The organism is Bacillus sp. BK450 (genome assembly GCF_004364885.1).
In the GTDB taxonomy this organism is placed as follows: domain Bacteria; phylum Bacillota; class Bacilli; order Bacillales; family Bacillaceae; genus Bacillus; species Bacillus safensis.
Window position 1 is genome coordinate 882,804 of sequence record NZ_SOBQ01000001.1, and the last position, 19,030, is coordinate 901,833.

Consider the following 19,030-nt stretch of genomic DNA (forward strand, 5'->3'; position numbering starts at 1 on the left):
TTTTTATTTATGAAGAGATCGATGCTTCACTTTCATGGTTAATTTTTTGCTGAAAGCCTACCTGTACGCGCTTTGTCAGCTTGCCTGGAACGCCTTCCCCTACTGGCTCGCCATCTATTTCAACAATCGGAATGACTTCAGCTGTCGTCGAGCTGATGAAGATTTCCTGAGCGCGCAGCAGTTCTTCTTTGCTTATACGAGTTTCTTCAACAGTACACCCTTCTTCCTCACATACCTCCAGCAGCTTTCTACGAGTAATGCCGTTTAAAATGAGATTGTTTGCAGGATGAGTACGAATCACGCCATCAATCACGGCATATACATTCGAGGAGGTTCCCTCGGTCACAAAACCGTCTCTTATCAGGATTGCTTCAAACGCACCCGCTTCAGATGCTTTCTGCTTTTCCATGATGTTATATAAAAGGTTTAAGCTTTTGATATCACACCTTAACCAGCGAAGATCCTCAGATAATATGGCCTTTGCACCAGCTTTCTGCTCTTGAACAGGCTTTTTCACCTGGAACGTATATGCCGTGATTTGAGGAGTAAGAGAATCACTATATTGATGTTTACGAGGGGCGACACCCCGCGTGACTTGAATATACACACCGCCATCTGTTAATTGATTGTGAGCGACGAGCTGTTGTAACTTTTCTTCCATATCTGATACTGTACCTTGCAGATGAATGCCAATTTCCTTTGCACTCTTGAACAGACGCTCTGTATGTTCCTTTAACGTAAACAAAGTACCATTGTATACACGGATGACCTCATAGACTCCGTCACCAAATTGATAGCCTCTGTCCTCAATATCAATATGTGCATCCTTTTTTTCAATGAAATCTCCATTGTACAATATTTTCATATGGAATCTCCCCTTCGCTTTGCAATAATGGTTGAATCTGATGCTATCTTAGCGGATAAATGGGTTCGTTTCAATGATTATTCAGAATTATTTCACATCATATGAAATGGATAACCTTTCATTGTAACAAATATAGATTGATAACCAAAAAGATTCCAATTTTTTAGCATCTTCTATATTCATAGGCTCTTTTTTCCTGTATACTTACTCCATATAAACACGACAAAAAACAGCGAAAAAAGACAGAATCCACTACATGATTCGACACAAATTTTTGATTTATTGGAGCGATTGTAATGCAACGGGTTAAAAAAAAACAGACACCTTCAAACACAATGCTGCTCTCAAAGGCGATTGGTTTTGTCATCCTGACACTGATCCTCTTTTTTATTTGGGATATGTCCAAAACCAATATGCAGGCAGCAGATCAGCCGGCGAAATTATCTGCGAGCAGTCAATTTAGAGACACAAGCACTAGTATGAAAGCAAAAGATGCTTCTCGGAAAACATTAGATGCACATTTTAAGATCAATTCAGATAAACATATAACGGATCAAACGATCTTTTTAACCTTTGATGATGGTCCATCAGCGACTTCAAATCAGCTGTTAGATGTGCTAAAAGCGCATCAAGTGAAAGCCACATTCTTTATGCTCGGACCGCAGATTAAAGAACACCCGGCAGCTGTGAAAAGGCTCCATCAAGAAGGTCATCAATTAGGGCTTCATGGCATCACCCATGATGTGAAACGCTTTTATCAAAAAAAAGATTCTCCTGTTAACGAGATGAAGGAAGATCAGCGCATTTTGGCTTCTGTCACAGGTGAGTATACCCATCTTGTGAGAACACCTTATGGCAGCACCCCAAATTTAACCGATCAGCAAAAAGCACGTTTAAAACAAAAAGGCTTTGTCTACTGGGACTGGACCATTGACAGTCTTGACTGGAAATATAAAAGCTCAAAATATGTACCAGAGGTATTAAATCAGCTGCAAGTGCTGGAGACAAAATATCCAAAAGAACCAAAAATCATCTTAATGCATGATCAGCCGGCGACGGCAAAATACTTAAGCAGCTTAATTACGCAGCTAAAGGCAAAGGGTTATACATTTGAAGTCCTTGATGAAACAATGAAGCCGCTGCAGCAATAAAGTAAAACCCGCACCTTTAGGATGCGGGTTTTTTAATGATTTATAAAGCTTTCACGAGATCGCCAATTCGCTCATGAAAGACAAGATCAAAAAGCGGATCGAATTCTGTTTCACTCAAATTCATCATCACCATGAAGATGGAAGGATCATGAGCTGCATCCTCTGGAATATATCTTGCTGGCGCTACTTCTAGAGAGGTCCCCATGACGAGCAGCATGTCCGTTTTCTGAAGTGATGTCTCCACTTGATCTAAATGTTTGACCATATCGCCAAATAGGACAACATCTGTTTTTAGCACACGTCCACACGTACTGCCGTCTGAGGAAACCCTTTGACAGACCGGCACCTCTTCTTTTAATAAATAAGGCAGATCATATACCGCCTGACACGATGGACAAGTGGCCGTTTGAATGGAGCCATGGAGTTCATATACATGCTGGCTTCCCGCCTTTTTATGAAGACCGTCAATATTTTGGGTAAAAATATCCACATGCTTCCCTTGTTTCTCAAGGCTGGCTAAAAAGGTGTGCCCGCTGTTTGGCTCGTATTCTCCACTCATTTTCATCTGAAACAATTCCTTAAATTTCGGCCAGAATTGATGAGGATTTGATAAAAAGTAGGATCGGCTCATCGCCTCCATGCGGGAAGTATCTTCTGTCCACAGACCACCCGTTGATCTAAAATCAGGAATACCCGATTCTGTACTCATACCTGCACCTGAGAGTACTGTGATATGTGAAGCCTGCGATAATTTCTCTCTTAACACATCCACCTTTGTTTGGTCCACGCACCATTCCTCCTTTATTCACCCAGCTGCTTCTCACCTTTTTGTTTCATATAAATGGCCTGACCAGGGAAAGCAAATTCTACGCCTTCCTCGTGGAAAATATCTATGATGCGATAGTTAATATCCTGCTTAATATCAAGGTTTTCAGACCAAGCTGTCGTGTTTGTGTAAAAGTTGAAAAACAAGTTCAAATAGCTGTCTGCCAGTACATCGAGATTTACCATAATCGTCTCTTTATGCACCCCATCATGCTCGTGTAGCATCTGTTTGAGACGCTTAATACACTGATCAATGTTTTCCTTTGGTGTATTGTAGGAAACGCGAACAGAAAACGTAATCTGACGTTTATTCATTCTTGTCCAGTTTGTGATTGGCTCCTTTGAAAGCGTAGAATTCGGAACGGTCACGACGGCTTCAGCAGGTGTTCGAAACCTTGTACTTCGAAATGTAATGTCCTCCACAGTCCCAAGAACACTTGGTGTCTCCACAAAGTCGCCCATCGTAAAAGGCTTCTCTGTAATGATGACAATCCCTCCAAAAAAGTTAGCCACTGTATCCTGAGCGGCGAGCGCAAAGGCTAGACCACCTAGACCGAGACCTGCCACAAGTCCATTTACGTCATAATTAAATTCTTGTGCAATGACACTAATACTCAGTGCAATAATAATGAAGCGAAGTACCTTTGATAAAAATGGTGCTAAAATATCATCCATATCTAATTCAAATTTCGAATTGACCTTTTGAAACAAGAAAGAAGATGCAGCGGTTAAATTACAAAGCCCCCACGTCAGCATCAATATAATAGAAGATCTATACAATTTAATGATGACATCCATATGATGCTCAAAGTATGGCGCCTGTCTTAACGCAAAATATAAACCAAGTGCCACGAAAAACAGCCTGGCTGGTTTTTCAAATGCCACAACAATTTGGTTAATGACCTCCGTTTTAGACCGATTCGTCAGCCTAAACAGAAGCTGAAATAAATACTTCGTAAATACTTTCCGAAGCAATAAAAAGAGCAATAAAATACAAAGGCTAATACCAATTTGGATCGCAATATCTACTGTAAAATATGTATCCATCCATTTTTGTGTAAACATGTCTGTCTCTCTCCTTTAAAACAATCCTCTCTAGTTTATAATATAACCTTCGTTCATGTCCTCTCTTAAATGTCTGACCTCTACATAAAAAGCCTCGGGACTGATCCCGAGGCATGAAGTTCAAATATGAAATTTTGGCTAGAGACATATCGACGGGCAGCAAACTACTTTTTCTTCTGAGCCTGATCAAGGAGAGTCGCTTTAAACATTTCAGCATCCGTTTCGGCCTTAATACGTTCTTCCACTCTAATTCTCCCTTTACCCAATCATCTCGCCTCCTTTTCATCATTATAAAACATCAGAATTTTCAGTCAACATGACGAAAGCACTAATATTTTGACGAACGCTGACGATTTGGACAAAATTGATCGAAGAAAAAATGATGTAGTTCAGATTTACTCAATAAGAGCTTGGGATATTCCTGCAACTTTTCACCTTTCATACACGATGCTTACTCACCATATGCCATGTTCCATTACATACAGCTCTCCCTCGTACCATATAGTAAAGAAGGAAAAACAGCAAAAATTTGATATGATAAGACCAGAACTTATGTCAGGAGCTGGAGCATGTGTATATTATCGCGCATAGAGGGTCTTCAAGCGCTGCCCCAGAAAATACAATCGCCGCATTTGATTTAGCCGTTCAGCAGGGTGCGGATTATATTGAGTTGGACGTCCAGCTGACAATGGATCAGCACGTAGCCGTCATCCATGATGATACTGTTGATCGAACGAGTAACGGAAGCGGTTTAGTGAAAGGTTATACACTTGATCGGCTGAAGAAACTGGATGCAGGAAGCTGGTTTGATTCTCAGTACGCCAACGAACGAATTCCCACCTTACAGGAAATTCTTGAAAGATACAGTCAGCGTGTCGGGATACTGATTGAGATCAAGCATCCAAAACGGCAGATTGGGATTGAAAAGGCAGTTGTCGACATCATCAACCGGTTTGCCTATTCTCGTCACCTCATGGTTCAATCTTTTGATGCCAATGCACTTCAAAGAGTCAAAGCTTACGCCCCTTCTCTTCGAACAGCTTTTATTATAAAACCCTCTGCCTTCAAACTGACGAAAAGGAAATTAGCGGAGTACAGCTCCTTTGCGGATTGCCTTAATATGAAGAAAACAATGATCAACAGATGGTGGATTGATCGCATCCACTCATTTGGAATGGATGTCTTTATATGGACAGTGAAAGATCAAAAAACAGCCGACAGGATGAAAACATACCCCATTGATGGAGTGGTGACGGATCACCCGCCATTTTTTCTAAAGGAGAAATGATGTAAATGAAAGCATATCTCGCCGTATTTATCGGTGGATTGGTTGGTACTCTTTGCAGATATGTACTTAGCCAATCCGTTGTCAGCCAGACATTCCCCTATGCAACACTGATTGAAAACATGACAGGCAGTCTGCTTCTTGGCTTTTCAACAGGTTATTTTATGTTTCGGAAAGGAAAGAAATATCTTGCTGCTTTGATCGGAACAGGATTTTGCGGTGGTTTTACGACAATGTCCACTTTTTCTAAAGAAACGGTTCTCTTATTACAGGATGGACTGTTCACATCAAGTATCATGTACATTCTACTCTCAGTGATTGCTGGAGTGGGCGCTGCCCTATGTGGACTGATCACCGCTCAGCGCCTCTTTCAACAAGATGAGCAGCCGAAAGGAAGCAGATAAATGATTGTATTTTATACAGCTGTTGCCGGCGGGATAGGCAGTGCCCTTCGTTTTTTCCTCAGTCAATCGATTCAGAAAACCAAGTTTCATACTCGTTTCCCGTATAGTATTATTCTCATCAACTTACTCGGCGCTGCCGGTTTAGGTTTACTGACAGGTGCAGTGACTGACAGTGATCCGCTGCTAATGATCATTGGTACTGGGTTTTTCGGTGGTTTTACAACCTTCTCTACATTTAGTGTAGAGGCTGCGTCCATGCTGCAAGAGCGGCAAATTGGACAACTTGCTGTCTACTTATTGGTCACAATCATCGGGTCTTTATGTCTCTTTGCTGCGTTTTATCAAATAGGACAGCATCTTTAAATATTGGTAATAGCGGCTAAGCTGATGAGCAGCTGATCCATCAGCTGGCGCTTCATCAAAAAGAGTGTTTTTTCACTATAGCCAATTTCCATTGCACACTTTGCCATCCGCCAATCTCGAAAATATTTGTAATCGATGAGCTGCTGCTCTATTTCGTCCAACTCTTTTAATGCCGTTTCAATACAAGCAACGATGAGTTCATACTGATTTTTTTGCTCTTCTAACTTTTTCCGTGTCATGTGGTCGAGATGATGCGGGCTTCTTTTTTCAAGCTGCCTTTCGATGTTTAAGATTGCTGCTTGATAATTTTTGAAATTCTTTAAATGAAACTCAATTCGTTTCATTGAGGTTTTTTTCTCCGTGATACTTGCTGTTTCATACCAAAGCATGTCCATCCCCCTCTATCGAACGTTTATTCTTATTATATACCGAACGTATATTCGTATAAAAGAGACTAAATACCTAAAAAAACCTTGAGCTTATTTTTCGCTCAAGGTCATTTCGTTTACTAGCAGCGGCTCCTTTATATCAAGCCCAGTGCGTGCACTGCCTTTTTCTGCCGATGTGACGCCTTTTTTCAAATCAATCTTTTTAACGTAGCGTCCATCCATTTCCAGCACTTTCATTCGAATATCATCAAGATAGACGGATTGTCCTTCTCTGATATCAATATTCTCTTTTAAGATGAGTCCGCCGATTGTATCAATTTCCTCATCATGATAAGAGATCTCGATCAAATCTTGAACTTCATCTAATCTCACTTTGCCATCTAAAACATAATGATGATCGGCTCTTTTTTGAATCACTGGCTGTTCATCTTCATCGAATTCATCTCGAATATCTCCGACAATCTCTTCTAAAATATCCTCCGTTGTGACAAGTCCAGACGTTCCGCCATATTCGTCAGTTAAGATCGCCATATGCATTCTATCACGCTGCATCTTGACGAGAAGCTCTTGAATAGGAATCGTGTCGATAACCTCAATCACTGGATATATATAATCTTGAATTTTCAGTTGATCTTTTTCACCTTGATACACAAGATCTGCAAAGAGCTGCTTTTTGTTCAGCATGCCGATGACATGGTCTTTATCTCCTGAAAACACAGGGAAACGTGTATACTTTTCCTGCGTCATGATGGCGAGGATATCATCTAACGGCATATCTTCTGGAATCGCACAAATTTCTCGCCGCGGTACCATGATCTCTCTGGCAATTCGATTATCGAAATCGAAAATCTTGTTCATATAATTATATTCTGATGGGTTGATTTCCCCATTTTTTAAGCTCTCAGATAATAAAATCTTCAGTTCCTCTTCAGAATGGGAATGTTCTTTTTCAGACCCCATATCAATGCCCATCATTTTAGTTAGCAGACGTGCTGACCCGTTTAACACATAAATGAAAGGGAACATAAGGATATAAAATGCATGCAGCGGGCCTGACAGCCATAGTGTCATTTTTTCCGCCTTTTGAATGGCAAGCGTTTTTGGTGCAAGCTCGCCTACAACTACATGCAAAAAGGTAATAATAGAGAACGCAAGTGTTGCTGAGATCAGGCTGATTGCTGAATCAGGAATGTTTGTCAAACCAAAACCTCGAACCAAAAGTTCTTTCACAGCCGGCTTACCAATCCACCCTAAACCAAGGGATGTCACTGTAATACCGAGCTGACAGGCTGACAAATATTCATCTAGCCTTGATGTCACCTTTTTCGCCATGATGGCCTTTTTGGACCCTTCGGCAACAAGCTGATTAATTCTTGAACTTCTCACCTTTACTATGGCAAATTCAGATGCAACAAAGAAAGCTGTTAAAGCAATCAAAACACCGACTATACTCAGATTAACAATATCGTCCATTTAACCTTGCTCTTTCTTAGAAGAACAAGGAGTCACCTCCTGATTGATGATGTTATGTTTTGCAAAACGGTTAACTGATTAAATAAGACGACTTTGAGGGCCCCACTTAACCACCTCCGGTTCACGTAAAATTCCGCCTCTCTACATATATATGAAACGGTATTCATTTTATCTTACCATAAATAATCTGAAAATTCCTGTATCATCATGCTGTTTTTGACATGACTGACTAAATTGAGGGAAATCCTCCTCTGTTTCTTCTTATTGGCAGGAAATATGAACAATTAACTTGTGTTTCAGACTAGAATTATATTAAACTATTTTCATAAACTATAACGTGACGGTTAGGAGGAGATGTTCAGATGGGGCTGAGAAAAAGTATCGTATTGGTGAACTAGCACAGATTGCACAGGTGACGAAACGAACTGTAGATTATTATACAAATCTAGGTTTGCTTGCGCCTGTTAGATCTTGCTCAAATTATCGTTATTACGATGAATATGCTTTAAAACGATTACAATTAATCGTTCTTTGCAAACAGCAGAGATTGGCTCTTTCTGACATCAAATCCAGATTAGATGAACAATTCCCTTCTCAAAAGGAAGATCATGATGAACTTGTCCATTTAACCTCTGATATCGATCGGATGAATGAGCATATGGACCGCATTTTGGCACGTTGTAAGCAGCTTCAGCCAGAACAACGTGAAAAACTAAAAGAGCAGCTTACTCCTGAAAAAATGACGGCTGTCCAATCATTTTTACTGCTGTTAAGTTAAAATTTTTACTAAACAGGAGGTGTTACCTTCGTTCTCAAAGTCAGAACGAAGGCCTTAATTGGACATAGTTAATTTACTCATAGTTGCTTTACTTATAGCTTTAACCGCGTTTTTCGTTGCATCAGAGTTTGCGATCATTCGCTTAAGAAGCTCAAGAATTGATCAGTTAATCGCAGAAGGTAATAAAACAGCAGTTGCTGTCAAGCATGTAACGACTCACCTTGATGAGTACCTATCAGCCTGTCAGCTTGGTATTACCATTACCGCCCTTGGTATTGGTTGGTTAGGGGAAGAAACAATTGCGCATATGCTTGCGCCGCTCTTTGCAGAGTTGTCCATTCCTCAATCAGCTAGTTCTATTGTCACTTTTATTATTGCGTTTAGTATCATGACGTTTTTACACGTTGTCGTTGGAGAACTTGCACCGAAAACACTCGCCATTCAAAAGGCTGAGCAAGTATCCCTTCTTTTTGCTAGACCACTGATGATCTTTTACAAAGTGATGTTCCCGTTCATTTGGGTATTAAATGGATCTGCTCGTTTGTTAACGAAAGCGTTCGGTCTTCAGCAAGTATCTGAGCATGACATGGCGCACTCTGAGGAAGAATTGCGGATTATTTTATCAGAGAGCTATAAGAGCGGCGAGATTAACCAGTCTGAATTCAAATATGTAAATAAAATTTTCGAATTTGATGACCGTCTGGCGAAAGAAATTATGATTCCTCGTACCGAAGTTGTCAGCTTCCCGTATGATATTACCATTGAGGAAATGCTGAAGGTAACAAAGGTAGAGAAATATACACGTTATCCAATTGAAGATGGCGACAAAGACAACATTATCGGTGTTCTTAACATTAAAGAGGTTCTCACTGCCTGCATTAGTGGTGAGTGCTCTACAAGCGATACGATCGAAAAGTTTGTCAATCCGATTATTCATGTGATTGAAACGGTTCCTGTTCATGATTTACTGCTCAAAATGCAGCGTGAACGTGTACACATGGCCATTTTATCAGATGAATATGGCGGTACAGCAGGTCTTGTGACCGTTGAAGACATCCTTGAAGAAATCGTTGGTGAAATTCGTGATGAGTTCGACATTGATGAAATCAACGAAGTGCGTAAACTTGGAGAAGACCATTACATCTTTGATGGCAAGGTTCTTGTTGATCAAGTCAACCTGCTATTAGGTACACAGCTTGATAATGAAGAGGTCGACACAATCGGCGGCTGGTTCCTTACTCAGAAATATGAAGTAGAGAAAAATGACGCCATTCGTGAACAAGGCTATGAATTTATTATTAATGAAGTCGATGGACACCATGTGGCATACATCGAAGTAAAAAAGTTAAATGAACAATTATTAGAAGCAGCTGAAGAAGGCGCTTCGTAACAAAAAACGCCCACTTGCTTAAGCAAGTGGGCGTTTCACATTGTGGACAAAGGGCTAAAATGATTTTTATTTTAGCCCTTTGTCTTCTTTTTCAGCGTGATAGAAAACCTTTGAAGTCTAGGAAGGACGAGTACCGGAGCGGAGCGAATTGAGCATTCGTGAGCACCGGCACGCAGGACTGACACCGAATGCGAGGGTTTGTCTACACGCTGAAACGACCCTTGCCTTAGCAAGCGGTCGTTTTTCTTATGCCTTTTCCATTAATTGAGCTTCTAGCTCTTTGATTCTTGTGTTTAATACTTCTGTCATGGCACCTAATCTTTCTTTTGGCGGCAGATGGTCAAATTCAGACAGCTCAATCGGTTCACCGATGATTAAGCGCATTTTCCCTTTTTTGAAAAGGCTTTTCGCATTTGAAGGCCCTTTGTATGCGGCTGGAACAATTGGTGCTTTACCGAGCTGCGCAATGGTAACCGCCCCTCTTTTTAGAGGAACATCCTCTGTTGTACGTGTTCCGCTTGGAAAAATCCCAACGATCTTTCCCTCTTTTAATAATTTAATGGGCGTTTTAATACTGCTTGGCCCAGGATTCTCTCGATCAACAGGAAAGGCATGAATCTTTTTTAAAAATCCACCGATCCATTTATTTGCAAACAATTCTTTTTTCGCCATGTAGTGGATCTCAAACGGAAGAATTCCTGCGCCTAATGCAAGAACATCCACAAAACCCTCATGTGTACAAGCAATGACAAACCCCCGATCAGTTGGCAGATTCTCTTTTTGATATACTTTGATTCCACCTCGGAGACCAAATAATAGTTTGACGGTATAGCCTGAAAATTTATACATAGTGCACTTCCTTTGTTTGAAGAATGAAGGATTTGTCTCTATTATAACAAATTTTTTATTACCTGGTACTAAAAATTTGTACACAGTCCAGTCCTCCCTATTTTTTTCGTTTAAAAATGAACGTTCTGACTGTATTCAAGCACAAGGTTTTAGGGGAGAATAGAATAGGAATTGTGTCCAATTTTGTCGTTTTTCGATGTTTTTTCCTGATTTGTTCTATTGAAAATACTTTATAAATGATGCAAATTTCGCTATGATAAGGAGAAATGATTTTGATTCGGCGAAAGAAATGAGTAATGTACGGTAATGAGAAGTTTCGTGCAACTTTATGCCTTTCTTATGCGTGTATAACATAGAGGGGAGAAAAATCAGTGACGATCGATGAAATTTATCAAATGTATATGAACGATGTTTACAGGTTTCTGCTCTCCATGACAAAAGACAAACATTTGGCAGAAGACTTATTGCAGGAAACCTTTATGCGTGCGTATATACATATTCATTCCTACGACCATAGCAAAGTGAAACCTTGGTTATTTCAGGTGGCACGAAATGCTTTTATTGATTATGTCAGGAAACATAAAAAAGAAGTGACCATATCGGATGACCTCATTGGCGGTCTTTTACAAACGTCTGTACAAAGCCCTGCTGAACAGGTTGAAATAAAGGAAGTCCTCACCATGTATTTAGAGCAGCTTCCAGATAACTACAAGGAAGCGTTGACATTGTATTATTTAAAAGAACTAAATTACAAGGAAGCATCCAAGGTCATGAATATTACTGAAGCAAATTTCAAAAGTGTTTTATTTCGTGCAAGGCAGCGCCTAAAAGCACTTTACAACAGAGGTGTTAATGATGAATGAAGAGTTTAACAAGCGATGGGAACAATATAATAATGGTGAGATGAATGAGGAAGAAATGATAGCGTTTGAGGAAGAGCTTGAAGAAAACGAAAAACGCTTAAGCCAGGAACTGAACGACTCGGATTGGACAGATTTTTCCATCAGTCCTGAGAAGCAAAAAGCCATTTTACAATACGGAAAGAGAAAGTCATATTTACGTATTTCCGTACTTGCTGTCATATCGACACTCATTATTTTACCGCTTTGTACATTAGGAAGTTATTTATACTACGGCGTTGGCGGAGCCGAGAGCAAAGGCAATCACTTCATGGAAACAGCCGCTGTCACCGTCGCTTTGACCAAACCAAACGTGGCCATTGATATGAAGGATTTAAAAGGTCAGGTCAAGCTTTTTGGGATGAACACCGAATTGAAGCTGCAAAAACAAATTGGCAATAAAACAGAAGCCATTGGCAGTGAACAAATCGAGATGTTTTTCGATAAATTAAAGCAGCCTACTATCTCTTATTATGGTGACAGCGCACGCGAAACGGAGGGTTTCTTTACCCATCCTTCGGCGCAGGCAGATGCCTCAAAAAAACAAACACTCACTACGTTAGACAAGCTTCCTGAAGGAACAGTAAGTGAAGTGTATGTATCCTATGACAGAGCTTACACACCAAAGGATATTTATTCCTTTGCTAAAAAATACGATATGAAAGTGCTGTGGAATGCGATTAAAACAGAGGATTCATTAAGTGGAAATCAGCGGCCAATCGGCTTTCCTGGGAAGGACTCTGAATTTTTAAAAGAGCTTCAGCACACATCAAAAACTGAGGTAGATCAATTCAAAGATGCCCTTGCTTATGTTAATCAGCACCCGACATGGGCAACAACGATCTCTGGCAGACCTGATCTTGATCTGTCTAATCGTATACGCTATATCGATCAAAATGGCGTCACCGTTTATGGCTCTGTGGTCACTGGACCTTCTAAAGAAATTGAGAAATTTGTAAAGACAAAACGCATTAAAACGGCAAAAGTGAGCGAGGTGGAATTATGGAATTGGTAAGAATTTTTAAAGAGCATAATGTATTTGGCTGGATTTCTGTCGGCACAGCGATATTATCCCTGCTCATGCTAAACCTCGCCATTATCAGCAACGTGACATTTTATTCTTTTCAAATGCTTCCTTTTGCAATGGCCGCAGTTCCATTTGGCATTATTGAACTGTTCATTAAAAAAGGCCGTACGGGTCCAGGTTTCCTCGGTGTCGTACTGAATATCTTTGTCATTGTTTGTGTCTATGCCATCGTATCAATCGATGTCGATCTTCAGTTAGGTTTTTAATCAGCACTCAAAAGCAAAAGCCCGTGTTACTTGACTAATGCCAAGCAGCACGGGCTTTTTTCATTTACTTTTTATTCAATTCTGAATGCTTTCTTGAATATAAGAAATACACAACCAGCCCAATAGCAAGCCAGATTAAGAAACGAACAAAGGTGATTGCACCAAGCTTATAAATGAGCAATCCGCAAGATAGAATAGCTAAGATTGGAATAAGCGGAACTGCTGGGCATCTGAAAGCTCGTGGTAAGTCCGGCTGCGTTTTTCTCATCACAATGACCGCCACTGAAATCAAAATGAATGCTGAAAGTGTCCCGATGTTTACTAGGCTTGCCAGCTCATCAAGTGGAATAAATCCACCCATTAATGCTGACAATGTACCGAAGAACAGTGTATTGATGTAAGGAGTTTTATGCTTTGGGTGAACTTTTGATAATACCTTTGGCACCAAGCCATCACGAGACATAGCAAACATCACGCGTGTCTGGCCGTACAGCATGACAAGCATTACGGTTGTCATCCCTAGAATCGCTCCGACATCCACAATACCAGCCACCCAGTTTTGTCCGGCTACTTGTAAAACGAGAGACACTGGATGTGATACTCCTTCAAAATTCATGAAAGGAACAATGCCCGTCATAATCGCACTAACAATGACATAAAGCAGTGTACAAATCAATAAGGAAGTAATAATCCCTCTAGGCAGGTTGCGTGATGGATTTTTTGTCTCCTCTGCCGCAGAAGCAACTGCATCAAACCCGATAAATGCAAAGAATACTAGGGCTGCTGCACTTAAGACCCCTGATGTCCCAAATGGTACGAATGGTGTCCAGTTTTCAGGTTTTACATATTTCACAGCGACTAAAATAAAGAGCAGAATCACAGCAATTTTCATAATAACCATGATGTTATTTACTCGTTTTGATTCTTTAATACCAAAGTACAGCAGGAAGGTGATGACCATTAAAATAATAAATGCTGGAAGATTAAAATATGTCACTTGCCCCTTTAAACCACCAGGTGCTGCTGTTAACTCAACTGGTATATGAATCCCTATCCCATTTAAAAATGACACAAAATAGCCTGACCAGCCCGCTGAAACGGCACTAGCGGCCAGCATATATTCTAATATTAAATCCCATCCAATGATGAATGCTAGAAATTCCCCCATTGATGCGTACGTAAATGTATACACAGACCCTGATACAGGCACTGTGGAAGCAAATTCCGCGTATGACAGTGCTGCAAACAAACAAGCAAGACCTGCGATGACAAATGATAGCACGAGTCCTGGCCCCGCAGTGACGGCTCCTGTACCTGTTAGAACAAATATCCCTGTCCCGATAATGGCTCCAATGCCCAGCATGGTTAAATCAAATGAACCCAATTCCTTTTTTAATGCTTTTTCCCCTTGTGTTGCCGCAATGAGCTCTGAAATGCTCTTTTTTCTAAAAAACGAATTGCTCATACCATCACTCCCAAAACTTAGTATCAGTCTAAAGACGCCACATTTATGTAATTCACGATATTTTCTGAATATTTAGATTAAATTTAGCGCAATAAATTGGTGGCGTAAAATTATTATATATGAAAATTAAAAAATGAAAACACTTTTTTTAAAAATAGAGTGAAAATTCTTATATATCAACGAAAATATTGTCAATAAAACGGTTAGATTTTCTTCAATCCTTATTCAATTGATAGTTTGTCTCCCTCTATTTATTATACAACATGGAAGATTATATTTTTTTCATATACTTATTATTCAACAAAAATAAGACCCTTTTTTAAAAGCGGGTCCACAATTATGTTATTTTAAAGCCTTTAGACTGATAGTGATCTATGAGAAAAAGACCAGTTCTGCGGCATAAATGATATATGAAAAAAGAGACTGCTTCATAGCAGTCTCTTCAAATGAATTAGTTTACAAATGTTTTCGCTCCAAGATAAATAGGCTTCCAATAGCTTGATGTCATATCACTGATCGTTACACCGTCAGAAGCAGCATGGATAAACTTATTGTTCCCAAGGTAGACACCCATGTGAGATGGACCCGATTTATACGTTGTAAAGAAGACAAAATCTCCAGCCTTTGGTTTGGATACACTTTTCATCGATCCCCAGAAACCTTCAGTTGTTTGTCTTGAAATCTTTTTTTGTTTGTTAATGATATACCACATAAATCCGCTGCAATCAAAGCCCTTCGGTGTCGTTCCACCCCATCTATATGGAGTACCGTTTTGCGCTTTAGCATCTGCTATGAGTTTAGACGTGTTTAAGGAAGAAGTAGAGACTGTTTTTTCTTTCACAGGTTTCGTCTTTACTTTAGACGTCTTTTTCACCTTTAGCTTTTGACCGATTTTAATGAGGTCTGTTTTAAGTTTATTTAACGATTTCAACTCTTTCACAGTCATCCCGTATTTTTTGCCAATCTTAGATAATGTATCTCCTTTGACAACTTTATGAGTGGCAGTTGCTGAAGCCGTTTTTACTTTTGTTGTTGTTTTTGATGTCTTCACTGCTTTTTTCGAAGAAGTGCCATTCACTTTTAAGGTTTGTCCAACATAAATCACGTTAGATTTCAGCTTATTGTCTGATTTAATTTTGCTCACGCTTGTTTTGTATCTTTTCGCTAGAACAGAAAGAGAGTCACCTTTTTGAACTTTTACTGATTGTGCTGAGGCAGCTCCGGCAAATAATGTCGTCCCAAGTAGAACTGCACTTGCAGCTGTGATCAATTGTTTTTTCATTTGTTCCTCCTGTATGTATCTATCTGATCCGAATTTTTATCTACTCCCTATTATAAGGATCAAATACCAGAAGAAATAGTCTTGACTTCCTACGACATTATGCTTATTAATTCGGCAAAATTTATTTTTTTTTAGGGTTCTTTTTATTTCATTTTTATTACACAATCATGACAAAATAATCGCATCTTGTCATGGATAAATGATACATTCATTTCTCTTTTTGGTTCATTCTATGTAAAGTGGACCTTTACAATTTTAAAGTGAACTTTACGATGCTGTAAAACGGAATCCACACTTCTGCTCTACCATTGTAAACGTAAGAGCGATACATGAACAATGAGGAGGCAAAATGAATGAGTGTGTTGAAAAGCTCGAAAACGAAAATCGCTGCAGTGGCAGCAGCATCTGTGCTATCGATTGGCATTTTTTCAGGGATTGAATTTGGACAAGCTGACAAAGCTGAGGCTAAAAAGAAGCCGAAAAATGACGTGCAAAATGTGATCGTGCTGATTGGAGATGGCATGGGAACACCTTATCTTTCAACTTACCGCTCATTTAAACATAACGGTGACCTTTCAAAGCAAACAGCGTTTGACCCTTACCTCACTGGCATGCACAAAACATACCCTGACGACTCTAAAAATAACATTACCGATTCAGCAGCAGCTGGTACAGCCATGGCTACTGGTAAAAAGACATACAACAATGCCATTGGTGTAAACAAAAACGGCAAAAAACTAAAAACCGTTTTAGAAGAAGCCAAACGAAAAGGAAAATCGACGGGTCTTGTCGTGACATCTGAATTAACAAATGCTACGCCTGCTGCGTATGCCGCTCACGATGTGTCTAGGAAAAACACTGCAGCCATCGCCGATGACTTCTTCGATGAGAAAATCGGAAAACAGCATACAGTCGATGTCATGCTTGGCGGAGGTCTTGTCGACTTTGTCCGAAAAGATCGTGATCTGACGAAGGAATTCAGACAAGCCGGTTATGATTATGTCACCAATAAAGCCGCCTTACAAAAAAACAAAAATGAAAAAGTGTTAGGCATTTTTGCCGATGGAGGTCTCGATAAAGCCATTGATCGTGATCAAACGACCCCTTCCCTGCAAGACATGACATCCTCAGCCATCAAACAGCTGTCTAAAAACAAAAAAGGATTTTTCCTTATGGTCGAAGGCAGTCAAATTGACTGGGCTGGACATGATCATGATATTGTCAGTGCGATGAGTGAAATGAAGGATTTTGAAAAAGCATTTGAAGAAGCGATTCGTTTTGCGAAAAAGGATAAAAACACGTTAGTCATCACGACCGCGGATCATTCAACTGGCGGACTTTCCTTCGGAGCAGACGGTTCAGGGAGCTGGGATTACAAACCGGTAAAAGCAGCGAAAAAAACGCCTGACTTTATCGCAAACAAAATTGTCAGCGGCATGCCTGTCGAGTCAGCCCTGAAACAATATATCAATCTTGATTTCACAAAAGAAGAAATAGCATCTATTCAAAAGGCCGCTGAAACAAAGGATACTGTTAAAATTGATGATGCAATTGAAGAAGTGATCAATACAAGGTCACATACAGGCTGGACAACATCTGGTCATACCGGTGATGAAGTTCCATTCTTTGCGTATGGCCCAACAAGCCAGCAGCTAAAAGGTCTAATGGAAAATACCGATCAAGCAAAACACATTTTCAAACTGCTGAAAAACCAATAAAATGGACAAAAAAGATGTCTGCTAAGAGACATCTTTTTTGGTCTTTTTCATGCAAGATATTTCCTATGAACCCCTTTTCCATCATAAGAAAACATCACTTCTTTTCCTTCAAGAACGGACTCGATATGCACACTTCTTCCCCACAGCTGATATAAATACGGAAGGACTTTTTCTAAGTATTTCAGATCAAGTTCAATGCCTTCATACCAATGCTTGATATAAAGTTCGTTATTTTTTAAATAGTCGCCATCGATCACGGTCAAATACGGAAAGCCGCCATTCACTCTCATACTGACTAACTGATCACGAACCGCCTTCCATTCTTTATCAATGACTTTATAGTCTCTCCCCTGCTTTTGAAACAAGTACAAATCTTCTCTCATCACAAGGTCTTTCGTTAAGTAGTTTCGAATAAAGGAAATATCTGACTCAATTTCTCTGACTTCAAACATTTTGCTGCGGCCTGATCCTTCTGTGACCCCTGCTTTTTTTAATTCTTCACACGGGTTGTTATAGCGCTCTTCAATATCTTCAAAAATCTTCAGCCCTAAATAGTAAGGATTGATGCCTGTTTTAGATGGCTGCACCACACCTGCATTTAATTTCGCAAACTCTATCGATTCACTTGAATCCAAATCAAGCTCCCGCATAATCCGCTGGTGCCAATACGATGCCCAGCCTTCATTCATAATCTTTGTTTCCAGCTGCGGCCAAAAATAGAGCATTTCTTCTCTCAGCATGGTAAGGACATCCCGCTGCCACGGCTCCAGCTCGCGGGAATGCGCCTCAATAAAGAGTAAAAGATCCTTTTCCGGCTTTGGCGGAAACTGCTTAACAGTTTTCTTTTTCTCACGCGTTTTCGGCTCATCCATTCCCCACAAATCATCATATGGCGTTTGACGTTTTGGTTTATCATCTTCACTTTCTTCATCGTCCATATTCCAACTTAATTTTGATCGAACAAGAGATGGATCAATATGCTCTTGGATAGCCAATACGGCATCTAAAAAGGACTCGACTTCTTTTGTTCCATGGATATGCTCATATTCTTTGATCCGCTCTGCCGCTGCTGACATACTTTCGACCATATCTCGTTTTGTGTTTTGGAAACGGCAATTATTTTTGAAGAAATCACAGTGTGCCAATACATGAGCCACAATTAATTTATTTTGAACGAGCGTATTGTTATCAAGTAGAAAGGCGTAGCAAGGATTTGAATTGATGACCAGTTCATAAATTTTGCTTAACCCTAAATCATAATGAAGCTTCATTTTATGAAATTGCTTCCCAAAGCTCCAGTGGCTGAATCGTGTTGGCATTCCATATGCACCGAACGTATAAATAATTTCCGCGGGACAGATTTCATACCTCATCGGATAAAAATCTAGACCAAATCCTTCTGCAATCTCTGTAATTTCATCAATCGCTCTTTGTAAAAGACGTTTTTCAGATACGCTCAAGGAAACCATCCCTCCTCATCGGACTTATCCCTACTATATGAGCGTATGTAAAAAAACATGATGTTCCGCCAATCGT

At 39.9% G+C, this 19,030-nt stretch carries 20 protein-coding genes; 10 read left to right on the forward strand and 10 right to left on the reverse strand.

Features of this window, described 5'->3' with window-relative positions; genetic code table 11:
• Positions 1-7 precede the first annotated feature (7 nt).
• The gene (gene dat, locus EV579_RS04595) at positions 8-865 is read right to left on the reverse strand and encodes a D-amino-acid transaminase (protein ID WP_133744032.1); all 858 of its coding nucleotides are present in this window, start codon (positions 863-865) and stop codon (positions 8-10) included.
• Between the two features lie 296 nt (positions 866-1,161).
• Here dat and EV579_RS04600 point away from each other — a divergent pair, with 296 nt between their 5' ends.
• Positions 1,162-2,016 carry a polysaccharide deacetylase family protein gene (locus EV579_RS04600; RefSeq protein ID WP_024425738.1) on the forward strand — a complete coding sequence of 285 codons (855 nt, stop codon included), beginning with the start codon at positions 1,162-1,164 and terminating at the stop codon, positions 2,014-2,016.
• 40 nt (positions 2,017-2,056) lie between these two features.
• Here EV579_RS04600 and EV579_RS04605 read toward each other — a convergent pair whose 3' ends face one another.
• The 3 genes from EV579_RS04605 to EV579_RS04615 form a co-directional block, all read right to left on the reverse strand.
• The gene (locus EV579_RS04605) at positions 2,057-2,788 is read right to left on the reverse strand and encodes an NAD-dependent protein deacylase (RefSeq protein ID WP_370880876.1); all 732 of its coding nucleotides are present in this window, start codon (positions 2,786-2,788) and stop codon (positions 2,057-2,059) included.
• 29 nt (positions 2,789-2,817) lie between these two features.
• A complete protein-coding gene (locus tag EV579_RS04610) occupies positions 2,818-3,906 on the reverse strand; it encodes a mechanosensitive ion channel family protein (protein WP_024425736.1) in 1,089 nt (362 codons plus the stop codon).
• A 164-nt stretch (positions 3,907-4,070) separates the two neighbouring features.
• Complete coding sequence (locus EV579_RS04615) at positions 4,071-4,172, reverse strand: YhdX family protein (protein ID WP_017360338.1); 102 nt, start codon at positions 4,170-4,172, stop codon at positions 4,071-4,073.
• 305 nt (positions 4,173-4,477) lie between these two features.
• On the opposite strand from EV579_RS04615, the gene EV579_RS04620 reads away from it, so the two are divergent.
• Genes EV579_RS04620 through crcB (EV579_RS04630) form a run of 3 tightly spaced genes read left to right on the forward strand, consistent with a single transcriptional unit; the run spans position 4,478 to position 5,958 of the window.
• Positions 4,478-5,194, forward strand: a complete 717-nt coding sequence (locus EV579_RS04620) for a glycerophosphodiester phosphodiesterase (protein ID WP_103132130.1) — start codon at positions 4,478-4,480, stop codon at positions 5,192-5,194.
• 5 nt (positions 5,195-5,199) lie between these two features.
• Positions 5,200-5,595 (forward strand): fluoride efflux transporter CrcB, encoded by a 396-nt coding sequence (gene crcB / locus EV579_RS04625; protein WP_133744033.1) that lies wholly within the window; start codon positions 5,200-5,202, stop codon positions 5,593-5,595.
• Positions 5,596-5,958, forward strand: coding sequence for a fluoride efflux transporter CrcB (gene crcB / locus EV579_RS04630; protein WP_087976965.1), 363 nt, complete (start codon positions 5,596-5,598; stop codon positions 5,956-5,958).
• Here crcB (EV579_RS04630) and EV579_RS04635 read toward each other — a convergent pair.
• Together EV579_RS04635 and EV579_RS04640 are read right to left on the reverse strand one after the other, a co-directional pair.
• Entirely contained in the window at positions 5,955-6,347 is a 393-nt protein-coding gene (locus tag EV579_RS04635) for a hypothetical protein (RefSeq protein WP_024425732.1), read from the reverse strand. The two genes, crcB (EV579_RS04630) and EV579_RS04635, sit on opposite strands and share 4 nt — an antisense overlap.
• A 90-nt stretch (positions 6,348-6,437) precedes the next feature.
• Positions 6,438-7,820: a hemolysin family protein gene (locus EV579_RS04640; protein ID WP_025093319.1), complete on the reverse strand. Its 1,383-nt coding sequence runs from the start codon at positions 7,818-7,820 to the stop codon at positions 6,438-6,440.
• Positions 7,821-8,157: 337 nt separating this feature from the next.
• Here EV579_RS04640 and EV579_RS04645 point away from each other — a divergent pair, with 337 nt between their 5' ends.
• Positions 8,158-8,598, forward strand: a complete 441-nt coding sequence (locus tag EV579_RS04645) for a MerR family transcriptional regulator (protein ID WP_034667702.1) — start codon at positions 8,158-8,160, stop codon at positions 8,596-8,598.
• Between the two features lie 58 nt (positions 8,599-8,656).
• Complete coding sequence (locus EV579_RS04650) at positions 8,657-9,988, forward strand: hemolysin family protein (RefSeq protein WP_024426590.1); 1,332 nt, start codon at positions 8,657-8,659, stop codon at positions 9,986-9,988.
• 246 nt (positions 9,989-10,234) lie between these two features.
• On the opposite strand, the gene EV579_RS04655 is transcribed toward EV579_RS04650, so the two are convergent.
• Positions 10,235-10,837 (reverse strand): lysophospholipid acyltransferase family protein, encoded by a 603-nt coding sequence (locus tag EV579_RS04655; protein ID WP_024425286.1) that lies wholly within the window; start codon positions 10,835-10,837, stop codon positions 10,235-10,237.
• 371 nt (positions 10,838-11,208) lie between these two features.
• Here EV579_RS04655 and EV579_RS04660 point away from each other — a divergent pair, with 371 nt between their 5' ends.
• The 3 genes from EV579_RS04660 to EV579_RS04670 are packed head-to-tail and all read left to right on the forward strand — an operon-like array spanning position 11,209 to position 13,029.
• Positions 11,209-11,700: a sigma-70 family RNA polymerase sigma factor gene (locus tag EV579_RS04660; RefSeq protein WP_024425287.1), complete on the forward strand. Its 492-nt coding sequence runs from the start codon at positions 11,209-11,211 to the stop codon at positions 11,698-11,700.
• Positions 11,693-12,751, forward strand: a complete 1,059-nt coding sequence (locus EV579_RS04665) for an anti-sigma factor (protein ID WP_024426591.1) — start codon at positions 11,693-11,695, stop codon at positions 12,749-12,751. The genes EV579_RS04660 and EV579_RS04665 overlap by 8 nt, the downstream gene beginning before the upstream one ends.
• Complete coding sequence (locus EV579_RS04670) at positions 12,739-13,029, forward strand: hypothetical protein (RefSeq protein WP_024425288.1); 291 nt, start codon at positions 12,739-12,741, stop codon at positions 13,027-13,029. The genes EV579_RS04665 and EV579_RS04670 overlap by 13 nt, the downstream gene beginning before the upstream one ends.
• A gap of 64 nt (positions 13,030-13,093) precedes the next feature.
• Here EV579_RS04670 and bcaP read toward each other — a convergent pair whose 3' ends face one another.
• Positions 13,094-14,494 carry a branched-chain amino acid transporter BcaP gene (gene bcaP / locus EV579_RS04675; protein ID WP_133744034.1) on the reverse strand — a complete coding sequence of 467 codons (1,401 nt, stop codon included), beginning with the start codon at positions 14,492-14,494 and terminating at the stop codon, positions 13,094-13,096.
• Between the two features lie 451 nt (positions 14,495-14,945).
• Positions 14,946-15,776, reverse strand: coding sequence for a C40 family peptidase (locus EV579_RS04680; protein WP_024426592.1), 831 nt, complete (start codon positions 15,774-15,776; stop codon positions 14,946-14,948).
• Between the two features lie 353 nt (positions 15,777-16,129).
• On the opposite strand from EV579_RS04680, the gene EV579_RS04685 reads away from it, so the two are divergent.
• Positions 16,130-17,494 carry an alkaline phosphatase gene (locus EV579_RS04685; protein ID WP_024425291.1) on the forward strand — a complete coding sequence of 455 codons (1,365 nt, stop codon included), beginning with the start codon at positions 16,130-16,132 and terminating at the stop codon, positions 17,492-17,494.
• A 47-nt stretch (positions 17,495-17,541) separates the two neighbouring features.
• Here EV579_RS04685 and EV579_RS04690 read toward each other — a convergent pair whose 3' ends face one another.
• Positions 17,542-18,963 (reverse strand): SpoVR family protein, encoded by a 1,422-nt coding sequence (locus tag EV579_RS04690; RefSeq protein ID WP_370880851.1) that lies wholly within the window; start codon positions 18,961-18,963, stop codon positions 17,542-17,544.
• Positions 18,964-19,030: the final 67 nt, after the last annotated feature.